This window comes from Pedobacter westerhofensis (genome assembly GCF_900182595.1).
Classification (GTDB): Bacteria; Bacteroidota; Bacteroidia; order Sphingobacteriales; family Sphingobacteriaceae; genus Pedobacter; species Pedobacter westerhofensis.
On sequence record NZ_FXTN01000004.1, the window covers coordinates 387872 to 408665 of the forward strand.

Below are 20794 nucleotides of genomic sequence, written 5' to 3' on the forward strand. Positions count from 1 at the left end.
GGAAAATGGACATTTGCGACCACTTAAACAGACATAATTAAAATAATTCTAATTTATCTTCGATTTTATTTGTATCGAGTCTTAATAATGTGAATATTTGCAATATAATCAATTCATTAAATGCAAAACGTCATTACCGCTGAGCCTCTTGTAGAATTCGTAGAAGTATTTAGAACTGTTAATGGTTCTGTATTTCAGTCTGACAAAGAAAATTGCTGGTATATTGATTTTGTAGGCAAGCTTGCCCGTTTTGATTACAGGAGCATCATGAAGCTCAGAAAGGCGATTTACGCGATAGATATCGAAGCACTGCTGCTGAATTCTGAACTGACGCCTGATCTGGAGATCGTATTTATCTGTGCCTGTGATCACTGCTACGTGTTAACCCTGCTGGAAATTATTGATTTCAAAAAATTGCTTGAAGGAACATTTGTCATGCTGGAGTTAAACCGCATCATTCATGACAGGGTTTACCGCTTAAGTATCTGACCTTCTTTAGACTTAGAATCTTTCCATATTTCACTGTAATGCTGCAAAGTTGATTTTATGCACTATTTTTGCATCAGTCAAATCGACAAGAACATAATTACAAATATATGAAAGACATCACACGCGTACAGTGCCTGCTATCAACTGAGGTAGAAGCATTGTTAAATCAGCAAATCAAAAAAGAAGCCCAATCTGCATCAGCATATCTTGCAATGGCATCATGGTGTGATAGTAACGGTTTTGATTATTCATCTGAATACTTTTTCAAACAATCCGAAGAAGAAAGACAACATCAGCTTAAAATATTCAAATATGTTTTGGATATGGGCGGTTCTGCTATCTCTCCGGAAGTAACAAATATACAAACTGAATTCAACTCTTTCAGAGAGGTTTTCGAAGAGGCTTTGGATGCAGAAATCAGCGTTACGCAATCACTGAAAAACATTGCGGCAAACTGCTACAAAGAGCAGGATTACGTAACTATCGAGTTCTTAAACTGGTTCTTTAAAGAACAACGTGAAGAAGAGTACAAAGCAAGACGTGCGCTCGAATTGTTCGACGTGATCGGTGAAGCCGGTACAGGAAGATGGGAAATTGACAAACATGTTAACGACATTAAATACGATAGCGAAGGATAATCCAGCTATTATTCTTCAGAACCGCTCAATTATATTGAGCGGTTTTTTTGTGTCTGAAATTTCGGGGCTTCCCTCAACCCTGGCATGAGCTTCAGGATAAAAGCTTTACAAAATAATAATACTGATTTCACAATACCAAAGCTGTAGCCTGCCAAATTTTAAGTGTATCAATTAGGTTATGTATGGTTTTTGAAACTAAAAATTGAATATCATTGTTATAAATAGATATACATTCTTAAACTAATTTAAAGAAAGATACACAGTATGGGACTATTTGATATTTTTAAGGCAAAAAAAGAAAACGAAGCAGGGGACACCAATACTGATCAGCTGATGGTCAATACTGATGAGCTAAACCTTGACGAGCTTTTGGAAATAGCTGTAAAAGAGCCTGTATACAAACCTGCATTTTATAAGCGCGTGCTTACAGACGAAATCATAGTAATTTCTATAAATGTGAATGTCTCTGATGGTTATCAGTACCTGGAGGTAGGAACGAGCGTGGAGCTATATGCGCTGGCTGACGGGACAATCCCGCTGTTTACCACCATAGACCGCATCTTTGACCATGGAGTTGTAAAAGATGACGTAGAATTTCTAAAGATGAGCGGTGCAGATCTTTTCAGTGTAGCCCAGGGCGAGAAATTCATAGTGAACCCTCACAGTGATTACAAAGTTAAAATCTCGCCAGGCATAGTTCAGAACCTGCTGGATGGAAGAATCTAACATAATCCTTAAAAAAAAAGACCATTGATATCAATGGTCTTTTTTTTGCGAAGCCAGTTCATCTGGCATCGGAAATAAATAGTTATTAAGGCTGCGCTTGCTGCTCCTGTGCTTTCTCTTTTTCCTTAGCTGCTGCTTTTTCTTTCTTCCTGAAGAAACCTCGCAGCAGAAAATTATGCTGCAGCGCTTCCATATTTTCATCCAGTTTCTTAGTGCTGGATTCCAGGTTAGATACAGTATGTTTCAATCGCGTTCCTGTTGAATCATCATTTAGCAAAACACCCACCGCATTTTTATCAGAATTCAGTTTCCTACTTGTTGCATTCAGGTTTCCAGTCATTTCAGATGCCGAAGTAGCAGTAGCCTGCAGGCTTTTTACAGCTGATTTCAGGTTACTGAACACCACTGTGTCGGTTAAGAGCTCTGTAGCCAGCGTACCTTTATTGTTCAGCTTGGAAGTATATTGTGAGATCGCAGATGTTACTCTTGCGGTAGTAGCAGATGCATTTTCAAGGTTTACTGTCATCTGGCGCAGGCGGTCGGCCATTACAGAGTCGGTAAGCAATGCGCCCAGTGCACCTTTTCCTTTTACCATTTCAGCACTTACTACCTTAAAGTCAGTGGTGATCGCCAGTATGTTCTTGTTATTGTCCTGCAAAGTCTTCATAATATCGTCGGGAGCAAGTGCTGCCGCAATATCCAGTCTGTCGCCATCTTCAACCACAGGCGTCTGCGCAGTCCCGCCCACAATCTCCACCATTTTATTACCGATGAAACCTTCTGAACCCAGTTTTGCCATCGCATTTTTGTGGATATACTGCTGTGAAGACTTCTCGATATGCAATGTAACCTCAACCTGTGCATTGCCATAAAATTCAACTTTGCTTACCGTTCCCACTTTAACACCGTTGAAGAAAACATTGTTACCTGCAGTGATACCGTTTACATTGTTAAAGATCGCTTTTAAGGTAATGCTGCTGACAAAACGTTTTTGTTTACCACCCAGGGTAAGTACACCTGCGATAAAAATAATGACACCAACTACGATGAAAATTCCGACAATAATTGATCTTTTGTTTTCTGAAGCGCTCATTTATGCTGTAAAATTATAATTGTAAAAAGATTGAACACGGGAATCCTCACTCGCAAAGACCTCCTCAAAGGTACCCTGAATAGCAAACTGCCCATCCAGTAGCATAGCAATTCTGTCGCCAGTTTCCTTGGCGCAGGTTAAATCATGTGTAATGATGATCGCCGTGGTTTTATATTTCTCCTGAACTTCGTTGATCAGGTTATTGATTTCTATACATGTAATAGGGTCAAGTCCGGCTGTCGGCTCATCATATAACATGATCTCCGGCCTCAAAATTAACGTCCTGGCAATACCAATCCGCTTGCGCTGCCCGCCTGATAGTTCAGAAGGCATCTGCTCGATGGTCTGCAGCAAGCCAACCGCATCCAGTACACTTTCTACCTCATCATTGATCTGGCTTCGTGACAGGTTCCGCGAATTGCGTACCAGTGGGAACTCCAGGTTCTGGCGTACAGTCATACTATCATATAAGGCGCTGTTCTGAAAAGAAAAGCCCACTTTAAGTCTCAGGGCCATCAGCTCTCTGGTTGGCAAATTTGCCACTTCTTCACCAAGAACCTTCACCATGCCCTGATCGGGAAGGAGCAGGCCGGAAATGATTTTGATCAGTACTGACTTACCTGTTCCGGAACGGCCAAGTACCACAAGGTTCTCGCCTTTATATACATCAAGGTCAACACCCCGCAGGATATGCAGGTCGCCGAATGCTTTTTGTAATCCCCTGATAGAAATCACAGGGTTATTTTTGTCTATTGCTTTCTGTTCTTTTATCATGATCGCTTAACGGAACGCATTTACTATTGCTACAATAACAATTTCCTCCACAAAAATCAGGAACATGGCGGCTACCACGGCAGAGTTGGCTGCTTTACCTACACCTTCAGTTCCTTTACTGGAATTGTAACCACAGTAACATCCTACCAAACCAATGGTAAAACCAAAAACTGTTGATTTAAACGAGGTACTAAAGAGATCCAGGAAACTGAGTGATTCAAACACCTGCGAGAAAAACATGGCAAAACTGGTCTGTTCATGACTGTGCACACTTAGAAATCCTCCCATCAGGGCTACAAAGGCAGTATACATCACCAGCAAGGGTATCATGAAAGTAGTGGCCAGTATCCTGGTTACGACCAGATATTTAAAGGGGTTCGTGGCCGATACTTCCATCGCATCGATCTGCTCGGTTACTTTCATTGATCCCAGCTCCGCACCCATATTGGAACCTACTTTTCCTGCGGCAATCAATGCAGTTACCAAAGGCGCAAGTGCGCGGACTATAGCGATAGAAATCAGTGAGGGAATCCAGGAGGTGGCACCAAAGTTGGCCAGAGATGGCCTTGACTGGTCCGTAAATACCACTCCGGTAATAAAGCCCGTAAGGGAAATCAGCGGCAGTGACTTGTAACCTACCTCATAACACTGGTGAATGATCTCTTTAAATTCGTAAGGAGGCATGAACACCTCCTTGAAAAACCGTAGTATAAATTTATAAATCTCGTAAACCTCTAAAAACAAACTGTCCAGTTTCTTGGATAAGACATATTTTGTGGGCTGTATATTGGGATTGTCTGTGTTAGGATCCATTCGTTGTGATTGATGCGCCAAATATAATTTAAATCATCATTATATTTATTCTATATTAAGAAAGCGACAAAACACGAAAATTGTTTTTGTTTTATGCTGACTAAATACGCATTTTGGTCAAATGTAAGATATCATGAAGGATTAGCCAATCCGGCATCCTAAAATGACAAAATAATGATGTGTTAAAAATAATATTGCTACCTTTTAAAAATTTATACCTATGAACAAGCCAAAAAGCATACTCAAAACTATCCTGCTAGGATTAGTACTGGTTTCTGCGACAGCAATGAACGCTTCAGCCCAGGAGAAACCGCCCTTTTGGGACGATGTAAATGCAATCAAAGCATACGACAAAATCTATGCGCCGCCGGCAAACCCTATTTTGTTTATCGGCAGTTCTTCAATTCGCCTTTGGGTTGATTTTACAAAGACCTTTAAGAATTATACCGTGCTTAACCGTGCGATAGGAGGTGCCGTAACCACGGATGCAGACCTTTACCTCAAAGATCTCGTATTTCCATACCATCCCAAACAACTGGTGATCTATGTTGGAGAAAACGATCTGCTTAAAGCACCCGATGCTACAACAGTTTTTAACGACTTTAAAAAACTATACGGGGATATCAGGGCGGAACTTCCCAATACTCCTATAGTATATATATCTATCAAAGGAAGTCCTTCAAGAAAACAATACCAGGCAAAGGCGATTGAGGCCAACCGTTTGATCAGTGCCTATATAAAAGGACAGCAACAGATCACTTTTGTGGATGTTTACCATCCTATGCTCGATAAAAATGGAGAGATGCAGCCGGGCCTGTTCAAACAGGATATGCTGCACATGAATGCCTCGGGCTACGCGATCTGGAATAAGCTTGTGCTACCCCTGCTGATCAAAGATTAAATTCCCGGCAATCAATCTGCCTGGGGCCGCTTGAGGCCGGTAATATGACAAGCACAGAATAATCTGTGCTTGTCATTATAATCTCAGCGCATAATCAAAGGATGCACGATTGTAAATGAGATACCTGTATAATACCACCAGATATGCCCCGTACACTACCTGTATAAACACATTCTCCCAGGATTCTATCAGGGAAGAGCCAAAAATAAGCATCAGTATCAGGATCAGCCCAAGCAGGATCCCGGACCTCGTAAACAGGCCAATCAAAATTAAAATGCCGACAATCAGCTCCAGTACAGGCAGTACATAGCCAAATGCCTGCACGAGCGGTTCAGGTAAAAATGTCCTGCTGAACAGATTTGCCATCCACTGACTAAACGCTTCCAGCTTGGGCAAGCGCGCTAAACCATGTCCAAAAAAACTCAGGCCTATAGGCAGACGGGCAAGGAAGTAGCTGAATTCTTCATTTTTCATAAGCTCAATTTTTATCTAAATATAACAAGATCCGGTCTGCTTCCGCAGAACATCAGGCCCATAATGATAACCGCCCTGTAAAAAACAGGATTCGTCGGTAGATTCTATATCCTCGTCTAATATGACTTTGGCTGCAGTAAATATTTGGTTCTTTTGGTGTAACAGTTGTATTACCATCAGGCAAAAAAGGGAAAGTGGCACAGTTATGATCAATGTGCTGGGATATATCAATATGTTTGTTTAACAATTATGTTAAATACTAATATCAAACAATAATAAACAATGGCAGTAAGAGATACCGGAACAGAACAGTTAATCAAGGATACCGCCAAGCGGATCTTTTTCCGCGAAGGAAAGTTCCATGCTACCACACAGGATATTGCTGACGCGGCAGGGGTGAACCGTACCCTGGTCCATTATTATTTCCGTTCAAGAGATATTCTTTTTGAACAGGTAGTGAAAGAGGCCAAAGACGAGCTTCACCAGACCCTTGACAAAACACTGGCCGCCAAACTCAGCTTTAAAGACAAACTGAAAAAGATGATTGATGTGTTTATGGATGAAACAATGGCCTTTCCTTATCGTGAGCTCTTTGTGATCACCGAGAACAAGAGGCACGATAAGCAGGAAATAGACCTGATACATGATACACATGTGAAGCCCTTCCTGGCAGAGATTAAAACAGAGATCCTGGCGGGGAACATCACCACCACCAACGATCCGCGGCAATTTATGATGAGCCTGTTTTCGCTCATGGCCTATCCGGTACTTGCAGAATCTCTGAATAAAACGTTTTTAAAAATCAGTGATACAGAATTTCCAAAAATGATGAAACAGCGCAGGCAAATCATTTTTGACATGCTTTACAGATAACATGATATGATCCGAAGATAGTTTGCGATCGTATTCCCTTATAAACTAACAATTTAAATGATATAATTACCCTTATACAAGCCCAGAAGTAGAAAACACACATATGAAGACGAACATAAAAACAGGACTGCTGTTCCTGGCAGGAATCACCCTCGCCTCATGCGGAGGAAGCAATAAAGAAGATGCAGCTAAGGCAGCTGCCGCCCCACAGGTGCAGGAATACAAAGTGGTTACCCTTCAGCCCAGATCAGCAACCCTCAATACAGACTTTCCTGCAAGCATACAGGGTCAGGAGAACATTGAGATCAGGCCCAGGATTGAAGGTTACATTGAAAAAATATATGTGGATGAAGGTGCCGTAGTGAAAAAAGGCCAGCCGCTCTTTAAAATCAATGACCCGCAATATGAACAGGCCGTACGTACAGCACAGGCAGGAATTAAAACTGCACAGGCACAGGTAAGTACAGCAAAACTGGCGGTAGTAAAAGTTACGCCACTGGTACAGAAAGAGATCGTAAGTAAATATGAGCTTGAATCTGCCCAGTATAGTTACGACTCTGCATTGGCGAGCCTTGCACAAGCCAGGGCAGCCCTGGTGAATGCACAAACGAACTTAAGTTACACCACAGTGACCAGTCCGGTAAACGGAGTTGTAGGTTCGATCCCTTTCCGCCTGGGAAGCCTGGTAAACTCCAGTACTACAGATCCGCTGACAACCGTATCAAGCATTGGCAATGTATATGCTTATTTCGCGCTGAATGAAAAGCTGCTCCTTGAATTTACAAAAGACAGCACAGGAACATCCTTTTCGCAGAAAATTGCAAAACTGCCAAAGGTATCACTGCTGCTGGCCGACGGATCACTGTATAAGGAACAGGGACGTATAGAAACTGTAAACGGCCTGATCAATACCGCTACAGGTTCTGCCAACATCCGCGCACGTTTTTCAAACCCTCAGGGTGTGATCAGAAGTGGTAGCAGTACCACTGTAAGGCTTCCAAATGCAGTAAAAGATGCATTGCTGATCCCTCAGAGTGCTACTTTTGAACTGCAGGATAAGCGTTTTGCAGTAGTAGTGGATAAAGAAGGCAAAACTAAAACCGTATCTATCACCGTCATGGAGAATACTCCTGGTAACTACTATATCGTGGAAAGCGGACTAAAAGCGGGCGACCAGGTTGCACTGGAAGGTGTATCTACTTTAAAAGATGGCACCCAGATCAAGGCAAACGTACAGCAGCCGGATGCTATTTATGCAGACTTAAAATAAGAGCAGATGTTTAAAATATTCATACAGAGACCAGTTCTCTCCACGGTGATCTCAGTGATCATCGTTATTCTGGGTGTCCTCGGGCTCATCTCGCTGCCAATTGCGCAGTACCCCGATATTGCACCTCCCACGGTAAACGTTGCCGCTTCCTATACAGGGGCAAATGCCGATGTGGTTTTAAAAAGTATTATTATCCCACTTGAAGAGCAGATCAATGGGGTGGAGAACATGACCTACATGACCTCCACCGCAACGAATGACGGTGCAGCAAGCATCAAGATCTTCTTTAAAGTGGGTACAGACCCGGATCTTGCCGCGGTAAACGTACAAAACAGGGTGTCAAGGGCAACCAGTTTGCTGCCCTCTGAAGTAACACAGGCAGGGGTAACGGTTACCAAAAGCCAGAGCAGTAACCTGCTGATCTTCTCATTATATAGTGAGGATAAAACTTATGACCAGACCTTTTTGCAGAATTATGCCAAGATCAACCTTGTACCTGCCATCCAAAGGGTAACCGGCGTAGGAGATGCAACCGTTTTCGGATCAAAGGATTATTCGATGCGTATCTGGCTAAAACCGGATATCATGCAGCAGTACAGCCTGATCCCAAGCGATATCTCTGCTGTACTCGCAGAACAGAACATCGAGGCGGCTCCGGGTAAGTTCGGTGAAAACAGTAACCAGTCTTTTCAGTATGTAATTAAATACAAAGGCCGTTTGGTGCAGCCCGCCGAGTTTGAAAATATGATTATCAAATCCGTAGGCCAGGGACAGGTGTTACGCCTGAAAGATGTAGCCAGGGTAGAACTGGGCGCATTAACGTACTCCTCGACGATCAATATGAACGGGCAGGAATCGGTAGGTATGGCGATCAGCCAGACCCCGGGCTCCAACGCAAGGGACGTGATCAATAATTCCAAAAAGATTATTGAAGAAGCTTCAAAAACTTTCCCCAAAGGGATTAAATACACCTACCTGGTAGATGTGAATGAAAACCTGGATGCCTCAATTGAAAAAGTAATCCATACGCTGATCGAAGCATTTATCCTCGTGTTTATCGTGGTATTTATCTTCCTGCAGGACTTCAGGTCTACTTTAGTTCCGGCTATTGCGGTTCCGGTGGCAATTGTGGGTACCTTCTTTTTCCTGAACCTGTTTGGTTTTACGATCAACCTGCTGACGCTGTTTGCGCTTGTACTGGCTATCGGTATTGTAGTGGATGATGCGATTGTGGTAGTTGAGGCCGTCCATGCGAAACTGGATCATGGTTATAAATCAGCGAAGAAAGCTACCATCGATGCCATGAACGAAATTTCCGGTGCGATTATTTCCATTACGCTGGTGATGGCCGCGGTATTTATCCCGGTAACTTTTATCACCGGATCTACCGGGGTTTTCTATAAGCAGTTTGGTGTAACACTGGCAGTGGCAATTATCCTATCAGCCGTAAACGCATTGACCTTAAGTCCGGCACTGTGTGCATTGCTGTTAAAACCGCATGCTGATGACCATAAACATCAAAGCTTTATACAGCGTTTTTATACGGCATTTAATGTTGCTTTTGACAATATCACCAATAAATACAAACGCTCGGTACAGTTCCTTTCTGTTAAAAAATGGATCGTGCTGGGTGCAGTGGCGATAGCCGGAGCAGGTTTATTCTATATGATGAAAACCACGCCTTCTGCCTTTGTGCCCTCAGAAGATCAGGGAACAATTTTTGCCAATATCAGTTTGCCGCCATCTTCTTCGATGGAACGTACAACGGAGTTATCGAAACAGGTGGACAGCATTGCGCATACGATTCCTGAAGTAAGCAATACCTTACGTATCGTTGGGCAGAACTTTGTGGCTGGTGCGGGTAGTGCCTATAGTATGGTAATTGTGCGTCTCAAAACGTGGGACCAGCGGAAAAGAACGGTAGATGATGTGGTGGGCGACCTGTTCAAAAAGACAGGCAGCATACGCGGTGCAAGTATCTTCTTTATATCGCCGCCAACCATCCAGGGTTTTGGCCAGAGTGGTGGTTTTGAGTTCCAGCTGCAGGATAAAACTGCGCACAGCACGGCCGACTTCTTTAAAGTGAATAATGAGTTCCTGGCTAAACTGGCCCAAAGAAAAGAGATCCAGTATGCACAAACTTCTTTCAATCCCAACTTCCCTCAATACATGATGGACGTAGACCTGGAGAAAGCCAAAGAAGCGGGAGTAACGGTGAACATGATCCTTCAGACCATGCAGGGTTATTACGGAGGTTTATATGCTTCAAACTACAACCAGTTTGGCAAGCAGTACCGCGTGATGGTGCAGGCTTCTGAAGAATACAGGATGAACCCTGAAGGGCTGAGCAAGATATTTGTCCGCAATACCGCAGGGGCGATGGCACCAATAACGGAGTTCATTAAAATGCGCAGGGTATTCGGCCCGGAATCTATTTCCAGGTTTAACCTCTTCAGCTCAATTGCGATCACGGGTGCACCTAACGTAGGCTTCAGTTCCGGTGATGCTATTAAAGCTATCCAGGAAGTGGCTACTTCACTGCCTGCAGGTTATGGATACGAATTCTCGGGCCTGACCAGGGAGGAGCTGGCATCAGGCAGTGAAACAGTATTTATCTTTATCCTCTGCCTGGTTTTCGTGTACTTCTTGCTGAGTGCACAATATGAAAGTTATATTCTTCCATTTGCAGTACTGCTGGCGATTCCATTCGGACTTGCAGGGGCATACCTGTTCTCGATCATCTTTAAACTGAACAGTAATATCTATCTGCAGATCTCGCTGATCATGCTTATCGGTTTGCTTGCCAAAAACGGGATCCTGATTGTAGAGTTTGCGCTGGAAAGAAGAAGGAACGGGATGCCAATCGTGGAATCTGCAATTGAAGGTGCTGTGGCGCGTTTAAGGCCGATCCTGATGACATCCTTTGCATTCATCTTTGGGCTTGTGCCCCTGATGTTCTCCAGCGGAGCGGGTGCAGTAGGTAACAAGTCTATCGGTACCGGTGCCGTAGGAGGTATGCTCATCGGAACAATCATCGGGGTGTTTGCGATCCCGGTATTGTTTATCATCTTCCAGTCTTTACAGGAAAAAATCAGTGGCCCGGCTAAGAACGGCTATGATGATGATGACGAAGAGGAAGAAACAGCAGCAGCTAATCCTGAACAGAAAAGAATCGATGGCGCTGAAGAGCACCTGCTGATCGAACCGCCTAAAGCATAGTTTATCATTAAGAACGAAATCAAATGACTCATAAATATAACAAACAGGTTTTAGGATTACTCGTAGCAGCGTCACTTTTTAGTGCCTGCTCGGTGACCAAAACCTACAAAAGCCCGGAGGTAAAAACTGATGGATTGTACCGCGACCAGGTTGCTGCAGATTCTGTGACGCTGGCTGATATGCCATGGCAAAGTCTTTTTGCGGATGAAAAGCTGAAAGCACTAATCCAGAAGGGGCTCGACCAGAATGTAGACCTTAAAAATGCAATCCAGAATATTGCGCAGGCACAAGCGACATTGAAGCAAAGCAAACTGGCGTATTTGCCGACTTTAAGCGCGAATGCAGATTATACGAGGACAAAATCCTCATTGGCGGCATTAAACTTTCCGGCCGGAATCAATATCAATACGCTTACCAACACCTACCGTTTGTACCTAAGTACTTCATGGGAAGCGGATATCTGGGGAAAACTGAGCAGCAGCAAGAGAGCTGCCCTTGCCAGTTACCTTGGCACGGATGCGGCAAGAAAAGCTGTGCAGACACAACTGATCGCTGATATTTCAAATAATTACTTTACACTAATTTCGCTGGATAAACAGCTCACGATTACCGAAGAGACCCTGAAGAACAGGCGCAGCAGTGTAGAAACGATAAAGGAGTTAAAAGAGGGGGCAGTGGTTACAGGCGCAGCTGTTGTGCAAAGTGAAGCTAACCTCTATGCAGCAGAAGTGACCATACCTGATCTGAAACAGAGCATCAGGGAAACTGAAAATGCGCTGAGCATTCTACTGGCGCAGGCACCCGGCCCTATAGACAGAAATACGCTTGACTCACAGGTTGTACCTGTAAACCTGTCCGTTGGACTGCCATCTCAACTGCTGCATAACCGCCCCGACGTTGAGCAGGCAGAATTCGCCTTCAGAAATTCATTTGAAAATACAAACCTGGCCAGGACGTATTTCTATCCAAGTTTGACCTTAACGGCAAATGGCGGATTGTCTACGCTGCAGCTAAAGAATTTCTTCGATCAGTCGATCTTTTATTCACTGGTAGGGGGCTTAACTCAGCCTATCTTTAATCAGGGTGTCAATAAAGCGAGATTAACTACTGCACAATCACAACAGATACAGGCGATGAACACTTATCAGCAGACCTTACTGGTAGCAGGGCAGGAAGTATCTAACTCTCTGTTTGATTACCAGTCGGCCGTAGCGAAACAGGCTTCCAGGGCAAAACAGATTGCCGCCCTGATCAAAGCTGTGGATTATACGCAGGAATTGCTGCGTTTCAGTTCGGCCACAAACTATACTGACGTACTGACTTCAGAGCAGAGCCTTCTTGCAGCGCAGTTAAGTGCTGTAAGTGATCAGCAGCAGAAGCTGCAGGCTGTGGTAAATCTCTACCGTGCATTGGGCGGTGGCTGGAAATAATCCGGCTACCAGTCTATCCCCTGCAGGGATGCATGATATTTAACAGGATCAAAGCTGTAAAGGTTGGGTGATTTATGCGCCCCGCCTTTACGCTGGTCTTCATGTTTAATCAGCACATCGAAACGCATGATCCGGCGGTAAAAATTACCCCTGTTCAGCTTTCTTCCCAGGATGGTTTCGTATAAACGCTGTAATTCCGAGATGGTAAAGCGCTCAGGAAGCAGGTTCATACCAATGGGTTTATAACTCAGCTGCTGCCTTAAAACAGTCAGCGCATTATCGTAAATCGTCTGGTGGTCCATCGCGAGAGCCGGCATGTGATCTATTGATTTCCATTCGCAGGTGTCACTGTAATGGTCAATTTCCAGGTTTACTTGTGTATAATCTACAAGTGCATAAAAACCGATGGAAATAAAACGTTGCTTGTGCCAAAGGTTATCATCGTAATTCCTGAAAAAATCTTCTGAACGGTTGACGTTTCCGAAAATGCCAAATTCCTGTAAATAGATCCTTTCTGCACCGGTACGCTCTCTGAGTACCCGCTGTGCTGCATCCTCAACATTTTCATCTTTAAAAACGTATCCGCCGGGCAACAGCCATTTCTGACCTTTTGCCATTCTTACCAAAAGCACCTTTAACTGGTTCTCGTGAAAACCAAATACAACACTGTCTACAGAAATATGGGGCAAGGCTTTTTCCCACATCCGGCTGCTCATCTCAATGATCTTCTCGTCTTTTTCCATTTTCCGCAATAATAAGCTAAAATAAATATTTGCCGCGCTAAATAAAATAATATCTCAGTGATTCACAATGAGTCAAAGGTGCTGATTATTACCCGGATATAACAGATTTTTATTACAGCTGCAAGAAGATTGTATGCTTTGAGCATTGATTCCCGGGCTTTCAATTCTTACCTTACAATGTAAAAATGATGTAACATCAGAGCGCTGAAATTTTATTATGATAGCTTTGATTTTTAAAACTAAGATTTACCTAAACTCTTTGATCACATGAAGAAAACGCTTCTCTTATTCTCATTACTGGCATTTGCCGGCTTGAAAAGCCAGGCGCAAAGCCAGCCGGTATGGATGCAGCAGCCTGCTGTTTCTCCGGACGGAAAATGGATCGCCTTTGAATATAAGGGCAATCTTTTTAAAGTTCCCTACAGCGGTGGCGATGCCGTACCGCTTACCATAGCCAATTCCTATAGCGGATATCCCATCTGGAGCCACGACAGTAAAAAGATAGCTTTTGCCTCAGACCGCTATGGCAATTTTGATGTTTACCTGATGAATGCTTCAGGGGGCGAGGCCAGCCGGCTAACTTATAATTCCAGTCGTGATATCCCTTATGATTTTTCTGTGGATGATGCTAAGGTTATCTTTGGTACAGACCGTCATGATCTCTATTCATCGGCGCGTTTTCCCTCGGATGCGATATTTACCAAGCTCTATGAAGTGCCCGCTAAGGGAGGCAACAGCCGGATGCTGAACAGTGCAGGGATGGAATATGTGCATTACAATGAAAAGGGCGACCAGCTGATTTTTCAGGACAGAAAGGGCTATGAAGATGCCTGGAGAAAACACCATACCTCGGCCGTAACCAGGGATATCTGGACGTACAATATCAAAAACAACACCTATACCAAAGTATCTGCATTTAATGGCGAAGACCGTGAACCGGTTTGGGGCAGCGGGGATACTTTTTATTACCTGAGTGAAAAAAATGGAAACCAAAATCTTTACAAATCATCTTTAGGCAGTACTGCTGCAGTTACGCAGCTGACGAACTTTGAAAAAAATCCTGTACGTAATCTTTCGCGCTCGGCGGGAGGCAACTTTGTATTTACTTATAATGGTGATCTGTATACTTTCACAGAAGGGCAACAGCCGCAAAAGCTGGGCATCAACCTGAATGCCGACTTCTCGGGCGACCAGATCATGACTGTTCCGGTAAGAGGAGAGGCTGCTGAAATGGCGGTTTCCAGCGATGGCAAACAGGTTGCTTTTGTATACCGCGGAGATATTTTTGTGACTTCTGTTGATGGTGCTACCACAAAAAGGATTACCAATACTCCTTATCAGGAACGGATGGTAGACTTTAGTCCAGATGGCCGCAAGCTATTGTATTCTGCGGAACATGCAGGTTCATGGGATATTGATGAAGTGACGATTGCCAACCGGAACGAACCTTATTTTTATGCCGCTACGGTACTGAATACGCAAAGCATTATCGCCACTGCGAAAGACGAATTTCAGGGTGTTTATTCACCTGACGGGAAAAAGATCGCTTTCCTTGAAGAAAGAAATATTCTGCGCTCGTATGATATTGCCGGGAAAACAAGCCGGACATTACTGCCCGAAGGCGTGAATTACTCCTATGCGGACGGAGATCAGTATTTCACCTGGTCGCCCGACAGCAAATACCTGCTCGCGCAATCCACCGAGGGCGGAGGGTGGTTCCAGAACGAAGTGGTATTGATTAAAGATGACGGTTCTGGCAAGCGCATCAACCTCACGGAATCTGGTTTCAGTGATGAGATGCCGCAATGGGGAATGGACGGAAAGATGATGTACTGGTTAACGGATAAAGACGGAATGAAAAACCTGAGCCGCGGCAGCCAGTCGGACATCTATGCGATGTTCTTTGACCAGAAAGCATGGGACAGGTTCCAGCTGAGCAAGGAAGATTTTGACCTGCGCACAGAATCTGAGAAAAAAGATACTGCCGGTAAAAAAGAACCTGCGAAAGACCTGAAAAAGAAAGAGCCTGCAAAAACTCCTGCCGCACCGGTAAACCTGTACCTCAGCAACCTGGATAACCGCACAAAACGCCTCACACTGGCATCTACGGCGATCAATGGGGCCAAGCTTTCAAAAGATGGTGAAAAGCTGTATTTCTTTGCGAAGTATGACAAGGGGTACGACCTCTGGGTAACGATCACACGTACCAATGAAAGCAAAGTGCTGGCCAAGCTGGATGCACCGGGTGGCGGCATTGAGCTGAGCAAGGATGGAAAATCACTCTTTGTGATCGCCAATGGCAATATCATGAAGGTAGGGGTAGACGATGGCAAAGTTACCCCAGTGAAGATCAATTCTGAAATGGAACTGAATGCCTCGGCAGAACGTGAATATATTCTTGACCATACCTGGAAACAGGTGAAGAAGAAATTCTTTGATCCTAAACTCCAGGGTGTAGACTGGGATTATTACCATACCAACTATAAGAAGTTCCTGCCTTATATCAACAACGATTATGACTTTCAGGTACTGCTGAGCGAATTCCTGGGAGAATTAAATGCCTCACACACCGGCGGACGTTACAGTCCTTCCTTTCCTAACGGCGATGAAACTGCCGCACTGGGGCTAACCTACGATCTTTCGGGAACCGGCGACGGACTGCCTGTAAAGGGCGTGATCCCTGGTGGGCCTTTTGATATTGCGGGCACAAAAATGAAAGCCGGTATGGTAATCGACAAGATCAACGGGGAAGCGATTACTGCCGCCTCCGACTGGTCGAAACTGCTGAACCACAAAGCCGGGCAGTTTACGCGGATTTCATTTCATGAACTCAAAGGCGGAAGCACTTATGAGGAAACGGTCAAACCGATCAAACCGAGAACCGAAACCAGCGTGCTGCTGTACAACAAATGGGTGAAACTGATGGAGCATCTTACCGATAGTCTCTCTGGCGGCAAAGTAGGCTATGTACATGTGCGCAGCATGGATGATCCCAGCTTCCGCGTTACCTTTGATAAGGTGTTGGGCAAAAACAGCCGGAAGGAAGCCTTGATTGTAGATTCACGCTTTAATGGCGGCGGATGGCTGCATGACGACCTGGTAACCTTTCTGAGCGGCAAGCTTTATTTTACACTGCGCCCGCAGGGACATATTACCGAAGGCGGCGAACCGCTGAACAAATGGTACAAGCCCAGCTGTGTACTGATGAGCGAAAGCAACTATTCCGACGCTTTCATGTTCCCTTATGCGTATAAAGAACTGGGAATTGGAAAACTGATTGGCACACCTGTAGCCGGAACTGGCACGGCTGTATGGTGGGAAGCACAGATCAACAGCCGGATCGTTTTTGGGATCCCGATGATCGGAACCTATGGCGCCGGAGAAACCCATGCCACGGAAAACCACCAGCTGGAACCAGATATCATGATCCTGAACGATTACAACCAGATCCTGTCTGGTAACGACCAGCAGCTGGCCGCTGCTGTGCAGGAGATGCTTAAAACCATAAAGAAGTAAACAGATAAGGCTTTATCATTAAGCTGAACCCCAAAAGTTTTGTCGTAATTGGGGATCAGCTTAATGATAAGGCCTTATTTCATCCTGTCCTCGCTTTCAGTCATCGCGCTGATGCTTTGAGTCATCGCGCTTTTTGTGCTTTCTGCCTCATTTAACATTTCGTAACAATTACCAGGGCATATATTTCTTGAATTTAGAGAAATATTAAACCCTATATGAAGACTATTTTACTATTTTTATTGTTTTGTGGCCTGTTTTCCATACAGCAGGCCAGGGCCCAAAACGGGCCGAACTTCCAGAACGATACCGCAACGGTCAACAAATTTATCACAGCGCCGCTGGATGAAGTTCTGGATGAATTCGCTGCCACCTATAAGATCAGGTTTATATTTGATCGTGCACAGATGCACAAATATGGGGTAAGCGATCACTATTTCCATGATAAAGTGAAAGACATCATCAGAGGTATCTGCCGTGCCAATGATATCTACTATGCCAAACAGCCGGATGGTACGTATTTTATCCTGGAAAAACCTGAAGACATTACCCGGCTGAGGCGGCTTCCGCCAGGGGCCATGAAACCCACGGTAGAAGCTAAGGTTAACCAGGCCTTTACAGAGGAGGTCATCACTACGGCCGCTGCTGCGAGGCCAGTGCGTACGAACTTTGCGCTGGCCGGAAGGGTGACAGATAACGCTACCGGCGAATCGCTGCCCGCAGCTTCGATCAAGATCAGAGGGACAAACATTACAGCCGTAACCAATACCGACGGATACTTTAACCTGACGAATGTCCCTGCCGACACATCTGTCCTGGTCGTCAGCTATGCGGGGTACCAGACATCAGCCGAAAGGCTTACGCCCGAAAGAGCATCACAGAAGCTGGTGATCTCCATGCTGCCTGCCGACAATGCACTTACTGAGGTAGTGATCAACGGGGAGAAGGGAGAAGCGGTGATGAATACCGATACGCGCAGGGTGAGCGTGGTACAGCTTACACCGGCAAAGCTGGCTGTGCTGCCAAACATTGGCGAAAGGGATATCCTCAGGGCATTTCAGCTGATGCCAGGGATCAGCGGAAGTAACGAATCCTCATCAGGAGCCTATGTAAGGGGAGGTACGCCGGATCAGAACCTGGTGCTATTCGATGGTTTTACCGTTTATCAGGTAGACCACTTGTATGGATTTTACAGTGCATTTAACGTAAACGCGGTCAAGGATGTGCAGATGTATAAAGGCGGCTTCTCCGCTAAGTTTGGTGGCAGGCTTTCCAGTGTGACCGATATTACAGGTAAAGACGGGAATAAGAAAACCGCAGGTTTTGGGGTAGACCTCAGTTTGCTGAGTGTTAACATCTACGGAGAAACGCCATTAAACGATAAATCATCCCTCTTGTTCAGTTTAAGGAGATCGTACCAGGGCCCGCTCTACAATAAAATTTTTAACAAGCTTACCAATACCACTACTGCAACCACCGGTGGCGGCGGATTTGGTGGCCCGGGTGGCCGCGGCGGAATGGCTAACTTCCAGACACAGGTATCTTCATGGTTTTATGACCTGAATGGAAAATACACGTATACACCGGATGATAAAAACATTTTTTCCCTCAGTTTCTACAGCGGTAAGGATAAACTGGATAACAGCCACGACCTGGGTATCCCGAGTGTGCTTTCAAGTTCTGTTAACAGCTCCAGCATCACAGATCTTACCACTTACGGTAACGTAGGCTCCAGTGCCAAGTGGTCCAGGAGATGGACAGACAAATTGTACGCTAACACCCTTGTGAGTTATTCCAATTTCTTCAGCCACCGCAACAGGGGCATGGCCAGTTCAATCACAGATTCTACAGGAACAGTAGTTGATACCAACAGTGGTTCTGCGGAGAACAATAACCTGAAAGACCTCAGTGCAAAGTCTGACTGGGAGTTAAACATCAGCAATACGGGCAAAATTCTGTTCGGCGGTTTTGCTTCCAGGCAGGATGTAAAATATGATTATACGCAGAACGATACGACAAAACTGATTGACCAGAACAATCAGGCGCTTACCCTTGGTGGGTACGCAGAACTGGAGCAGAACTTTGGCGCGCTCAGGTTGACTCCGGGCCTTCGGTATACCCATTACGACTTAACGAACAAGAATTATATAGAGCCGCGTTTCTCTGCCAGTTACGCCATCAACGACAAGCTGATGCTGAAAGCTGCTACCGGACGTTTTTACCAGTTTACCAACAGGGTAGTACGTGAAGACATCCTTTCAGGCAGTAAAGACTTCTGGGTACTGGCAAATGGGAGCAGTATTCCTGTGGGCAGTGCCATCCATTACATCCTTGGTGCCAGCTACGAAACCAACAAATTTTTATTCAGCATTGAAGGGTATTACAAAAGGCTGAGCGACCTGACAGAATATTCCCTTCGGCAAACGGGAACTGGCGGAATGTTCAATCCGAATTCTACCATCACCCTGGAGCAGAACTTTTATAATGGAAAAGGGTATGCAAAGGGAATTGAATTCCTGGTACAGAAAAAAGTTGGGCAGTATACCGGCTGGATAGGCTATACCCTGGCCAGTGCGTTCAATAAATTTGACGTATACGGTACGGATTATTTCCCTGCAGCACAGGACGTGCGCAATGAGTTTAAATCGATCAACCTTTATCAGGAGGGCAGATGGACATTCTCCGCTACCTGGATCTATGCAAGCGGGCGTCCGTACACGGCACCTGTTGGCAGTTATACCATCAACAGGGCAGGGTCGGGAGCCGAAACCTATTTTGTGGTCAGCGGTAAAAATACCGAGCGCTTCAAAGCATATCACCGCCTTGATGCCGCCATTACGTATGATCTGATCAGGACCAGCACTAAGAAAGTGGGCAGCATTGGCTTCTCTTTCTTCAACATCTATAACAGGTCCAACACCTGGTACAGGGAGTATTCTATACAGGGAAATCAGGTGATTTCTACTGATGTAAATTATCTGGGGTTCACACCTAACTTAACGTTAAGCTTAAAATGGTAACAAACTATAGAAAGATCATATTCAGCAGTATAGTACTACTGCTGTTTCTTGCAGCCGCATGTAAAAAAGACAGTTCCACAGCAGACTACAGTGCATTGCCGGTGGTAGAGGGATACCTGATGCCCAACAAAATTGTTGAAGTAAAAGTATCATTGCAAAAAGCCCTGGTAGATACCAATGCCTATGGCGTGGCTGTCACCGGATTAACGCTGAGCATCTCTGACGGCAGCATTACAAAAACGCTGACCGAAGATAAAGCGGGCCACTATATTTTGAACGACCTAACTTTTATCAAATCCGGCTCAACCTATAAGCTGTCTTTTACTTATAATAACCTGCCTGTAACGGCCAGCACAGTGATACCCGATAAACCTTCGGGCATTGTAACCTCTGCCGATACTGTGATCATTCCAAAGATGACTTTCGGTTCTACAGAAACTGCATTTGTACCCGTGTATATCCGCTGGAATAATCCAAACTCATATAACCATATTGTAGTGTTCAGGTACCTGGAAACTTTCAAGTCTTTAATTTCCAGTCGGTTTAACAGTGATACGGTGAGCAGTGTGGAAGTGAATGCGGTTAAAGCAGCAGAATTTGAACTGACTGCCCGTTCTTTTAAATATTATGGAAACTACAAGGTAATCGTAACACGTGTAAACCAGGAATATCTGGATATGCTGAACAACAACAGCACATCTTCACAAAATTTAACAAATGCACCAACAAATGTTACGAATGGATTGGGTATTTTTACGGGCATGCAATCCGATACCCTCTCAAAAAAGTTGCTGGTGAAAGCGGAAGAGTAATTTTAG

General features: G+C 44.7%; 16 protein-coding genes. 11 read left to right on the forward strand and 5 right to left on the reverse strand.

The genetic code is table 11. From position 1 onward, the window contains the following. Positions 1-120 precede the first annotated feature (120 nt). The 3 genes from FN831_RS09690 to FN831_RS09700 all read left to right on the forward strand — a co-directional run bounded on the left by FN831_RS09690 (position 121) and on the right by FN831_RS09700 (position 1853). A complete protein-coding gene (locus tag FN831_RS09690) occupies positions 121-489 on the forward strand; it encodes a hypothetical protein (RefSeq protein WP_142528022.1) in 369 nt (122 codons plus the stop codon). 107 nt (positions 490-596) lie between these two features. Beyond that, positions 597-1127: a ferritin gene (locus tag FN831_RS09695; protein WP_142528023.1), complete on the forward strand. Its 531-nt coding sequence runs from the start codon at positions 597-599 to the stop codon at positions 1125-1127. A gap of 264 nt (positions 1128-1391) precedes the next feature. After that, the gene (locus FN831_RS09700; protein WP_142528024.1) at positions 1392-1853 is read left to right on the forward strand and encodes an SseB family protein; all 462 of its coding nucleotides are present in this window, start codon (positions 1392-1394) and stop codon (positions 1851-1853) included. An 85-nt stretch (positions 1854-1938) separates the two neighbouring features. Here FN831_RS09700 and FN831_RS09705 read toward each other — a convergent pair whose 3' ends face one another. From FN831_RS09705 to FN831_RS09715, 3 genes are read right to left on the reverse strand one after another with little or no spacing between them, the layout of a single operon-like run. Continuing rightward, positions 1939-2946 carry an MlaD family protein gene (locus tag FN831_RS09705; protein ID WP_142528025.1) on the reverse strand — a complete coding sequence of 336 codons (1008 nt, stop codon included), beginning with the start codon at positions 2944-2946 and terminating at the stop codon, positions 1939-1941. Then, positions 2947-3720, reverse strand: a complete 774-nt coding sequence (locus FN831_RS09710) for an ABC transporter ATP-binding protein (protein ID WP_142528026.1) — start codon at positions 3718-3720, stop codon at positions 2947-2949. A 6-nt stretch (positions 3721-3726) separates the two neighbouring features. Beyond that, positions 3727-4533 (reverse strand): MlaE family ABC transporter permease, encoded by an 807-nt coding sequence (locus tag FN831_RS09715; RefSeq protein ID WP_142528027.1) that lies wholly within the window; start codon positions 4531-4533, stop codon positions 3727-3729. Between the two features lie 220 nt (positions 4534-4753). On the opposite strand from FN831_RS09715, the gene FN831_RS09720 reads away from it, so the two are divergent. After that, the gene (locus FN831_RS09720; RefSeq protein WP_246101442.1) at positions 4754-5434 is read left to right on the forward strand and encodes a GDSL-type esterase/lipase family protein; all 681 of its coding nucleotides are present in this window, start codon (positions 4754-4756) and stop codon (positions 5432-5434) included. Between the two features lie 75 nt (positions 5435-5509). Here FN831_RS09720 and FN831_RS09725 read toward each other — a convergent pair whose 3' ends face one another. Further along, entirely contained in the window at positions 5510-5908 is a 399-nt protein-coding gene (locus FN831_RS09725) for a DoxX family protein (RefSeq protein WP_142528028.1), read from the reverse strand. A 282-nt stretch (positions 5909-6190) separates the two neighbouring features. Between FN831_RS09725 and FN831_RS09730 the strand changes: the two genes are divergently transcribed. The 4 genes from FN831_RS09730 (at position 6191) to FN831_RS09745 (ending at position 12700) form a co-directional block, all read left to right on the forward strand. Continuing rightward, positions 6191-6781, forward strand: a complete 591-nt coding sequence (locus FN831_RS09730; protein ID WP_142528029.1) for a TetR/AcrR family transcriptional regulator — start codon at positions 6191-6193, stop codon at positions 6779-6781. A 103-nt stretch (positions 6782-6884) separates the two neighbouring features. Then, complete coding sequence (locus tag FN831_RS09735; RefSeq protein WP_142528030.1) at positions 6885-8051, forward strand: efflux RND transporter periplasmic adaptor subunit; 1167 nt, start codon at positions 6885-6887, stop codon at positions 8049-8051. A gap of 6 nt (positions 8052-8057) precedes the next feature. Beyond that, on the forward strand, positions 8058-11270 hold the full coding sequence (locus tag FN831_RS09740; RefSeq protein WP_142528031.1) for an efflux RND transporter permease subunit: 3213 nt from the start codon (positions 8058-8060) through the stop codon (positions 11268-11270). 23 nt (positions 11271-11293) lie between these two features. Beyond that, positions 11294-12700, forward strand: a complete 1407-nt coding sequence (locus FN831_RS09745) for an efflux transporter outer membrane subunit (protein WP_142528032.1) — start codon at positions 11294-11296, stop codon at positions 12698-12700. 5 nt (positions 12701-12705) lie between these two features. Here FN831_RS09745 and FN831_RS09750 read toward each other — a convergent pair whose 3' ends face one another. Then, positions 12706-13443 carry an NUDIX hydrolase gene (locus FN831_RS09750; protein WP_142528033.1) on the reverse strand — a complete coding sequence of 246 codons (738 nt, stop codon included), beginning with the start codon at positions 13441-13443 and terminating at the stop codon, positions 12706-12708. 267 nt (positions 13444-13710) lie between these two features. Here FN831_RS09750 and FN831_RS09755 point away from each other — a divergent pair, with 267 nt between their 5' ends. The 3 genes from FN831_RS09755 (at position 13711) to FN831_RS09765 (ending at position 20788) form a co-directional block, all read left to right on the forward strand. Further along, on the forward strand, positions 13711-16959 hold the full coding sequence (locus FN831_RS09755; RefSeq protein WP_142528034.1) for a S41 family peptidase: 3249 nt from the start codon (positions 13711-13713) through the stop codon (positions 16957-16959). 215 nt (positions 16960-17174) lie between these two features. After that, positions 17175-19976 carry a TonB-dependent receptor gene (locus tag FN831_RS09760; RefSeq protein WP_142528035.1) on the forward strand — a complete coding sequence of 934 codons (2802 nt, stop codon included), beginning with the start codon at positions 17175-17177 and terminating at the stop codon, positions 19974-19976. Further along, on the forward strand, positions 19970-20788 hold the full coding sequence (locus tag FN831_RS09765; protein WP_142528036.1) for a DUF4249 family protein: 819 nt from the start codon (positions 19970-19972) through the stop codon (positions 20786-20788). The genes FN831_RS09760 and FN831_RS09765 overlap by 7 nt, the downstream gene beginning before the upstream one ends. The last annotated feature ends 6 nt before the right edge of the window (positions 20789-20794 follow it).

Excerpts from the sequence above, each read along its gene's own strand:
- FN831_RS09730 (WP_142528029.1), top strand. The coding sequence starts at position 6,191 with ATGGCAGTAAGAGATACCGGAACAGAACAGTTAATCAAGGATACCGCC.
- FN831_RS09690 (WP_142528022.1), top strand. The coding sequence starts at position 121 with ATGCAAAACGTCATTACCGCTGAGCCTCTTGTAGAATTCGTAGAAGTA.
- FN831_RS09750 (WP_142528033.1), bottom strand. The coding sequence starts at position 13,443 with ATGGAAAAAGACGAGAAGATCATTGAGATGAGCAGCCGGATGTGGGAA.
- FN831_RS09760 (WP_142528035.1), top strand. The coding sequence starts at position 17,175 with ATGAAGACTATTTTACTATTTTTATTGTTTTGTGGCCTGTTTTCCATA.
- FN831_RS09725 (WP_142528028.1), bottom strand. The coding sequence starts at position 5,908 with ATGAAAAATGAAGAATTCAGCTACTTCCTTGCCCGTCTGCCTATAGGC.
- FN831_RS09720 (WP_246101442.1), top strand. The coding sequence starts at position 4,754 with ATGAACAAGCCAAAAAGCATACTCAAAACTATCCTGCTAGGATTAGTA.
- FN831_RS09715 (WP_142528027.1), bottom strand. The coding sequence starts at position 4,533 with ATGGATCCTAACACAGACAATCCCAATATACAGCCCACAAAATATGTC.
- FN831_RS09735 (WP_142528030.1), top strand. The coding sequence starts at position 6,885 with ATGAAGACGAACATAAAAACAGGACTGCTGTTCCTGGCAGGAATCACC.
- FN831_RS09705 (WP_142528025.1), bottom strand. The coding sequence starts at position 2,946 with ATGAGCGCTTCAGAAAACAAAAGATCAATTATTGTCGGAATTTTCATC.
- FN831_RS09755 (WP_142528034.1), top strand. The coding sequence starts at position 13,711 with ATGAAGAAAACGCTTCTCTTATTCTCATTACTGGCATTTGCCGGCTTG.
- FN831_RS09700 (WP_142528024.1), top strand. The coding sequence starts at position 1,392 with ATGGGACTATTTGATATTTTTAAGGCAAAAAAAGAAAACGAAGCAGGG.
- FN831_RS09695 (WP_142528023.1), top strand. The coding sequence starts at position 597 with ATGAAAGACATCACACGCGTACAGTGCCTGCTATCAACTGAGGTAGAA.
- FN831_RS09765 (WP_142528036.1), top strand. The coding sequence starts at position 19,970 with ATGGTAACAAACTATAGAAAGATCATATTCAGCAGTATAGTACTACTG.
- FN831_RS09740 (WP_142528031.1), top strand. The coding sequence starts at position 8,058 with ATGTTTAAAATATTCATACAGAGACCAGTTCTCTCCACGGTGATCTCA.
- FN831_RS09745 (WP_142528032.1), top strand. The coding sequence starts at position 11,294 with ATGACTCATAAATATAACAAACAGGTTTTAGGATTACTCGTAGCAGCG.
- FN831_RS09710 (WP_142528026.1), bottom strand. The coding sequence starts at position 3,720 with ATGATAAAAGAACAGAAAGCAATAGACAAAAATAACCCTGTGATTTCT.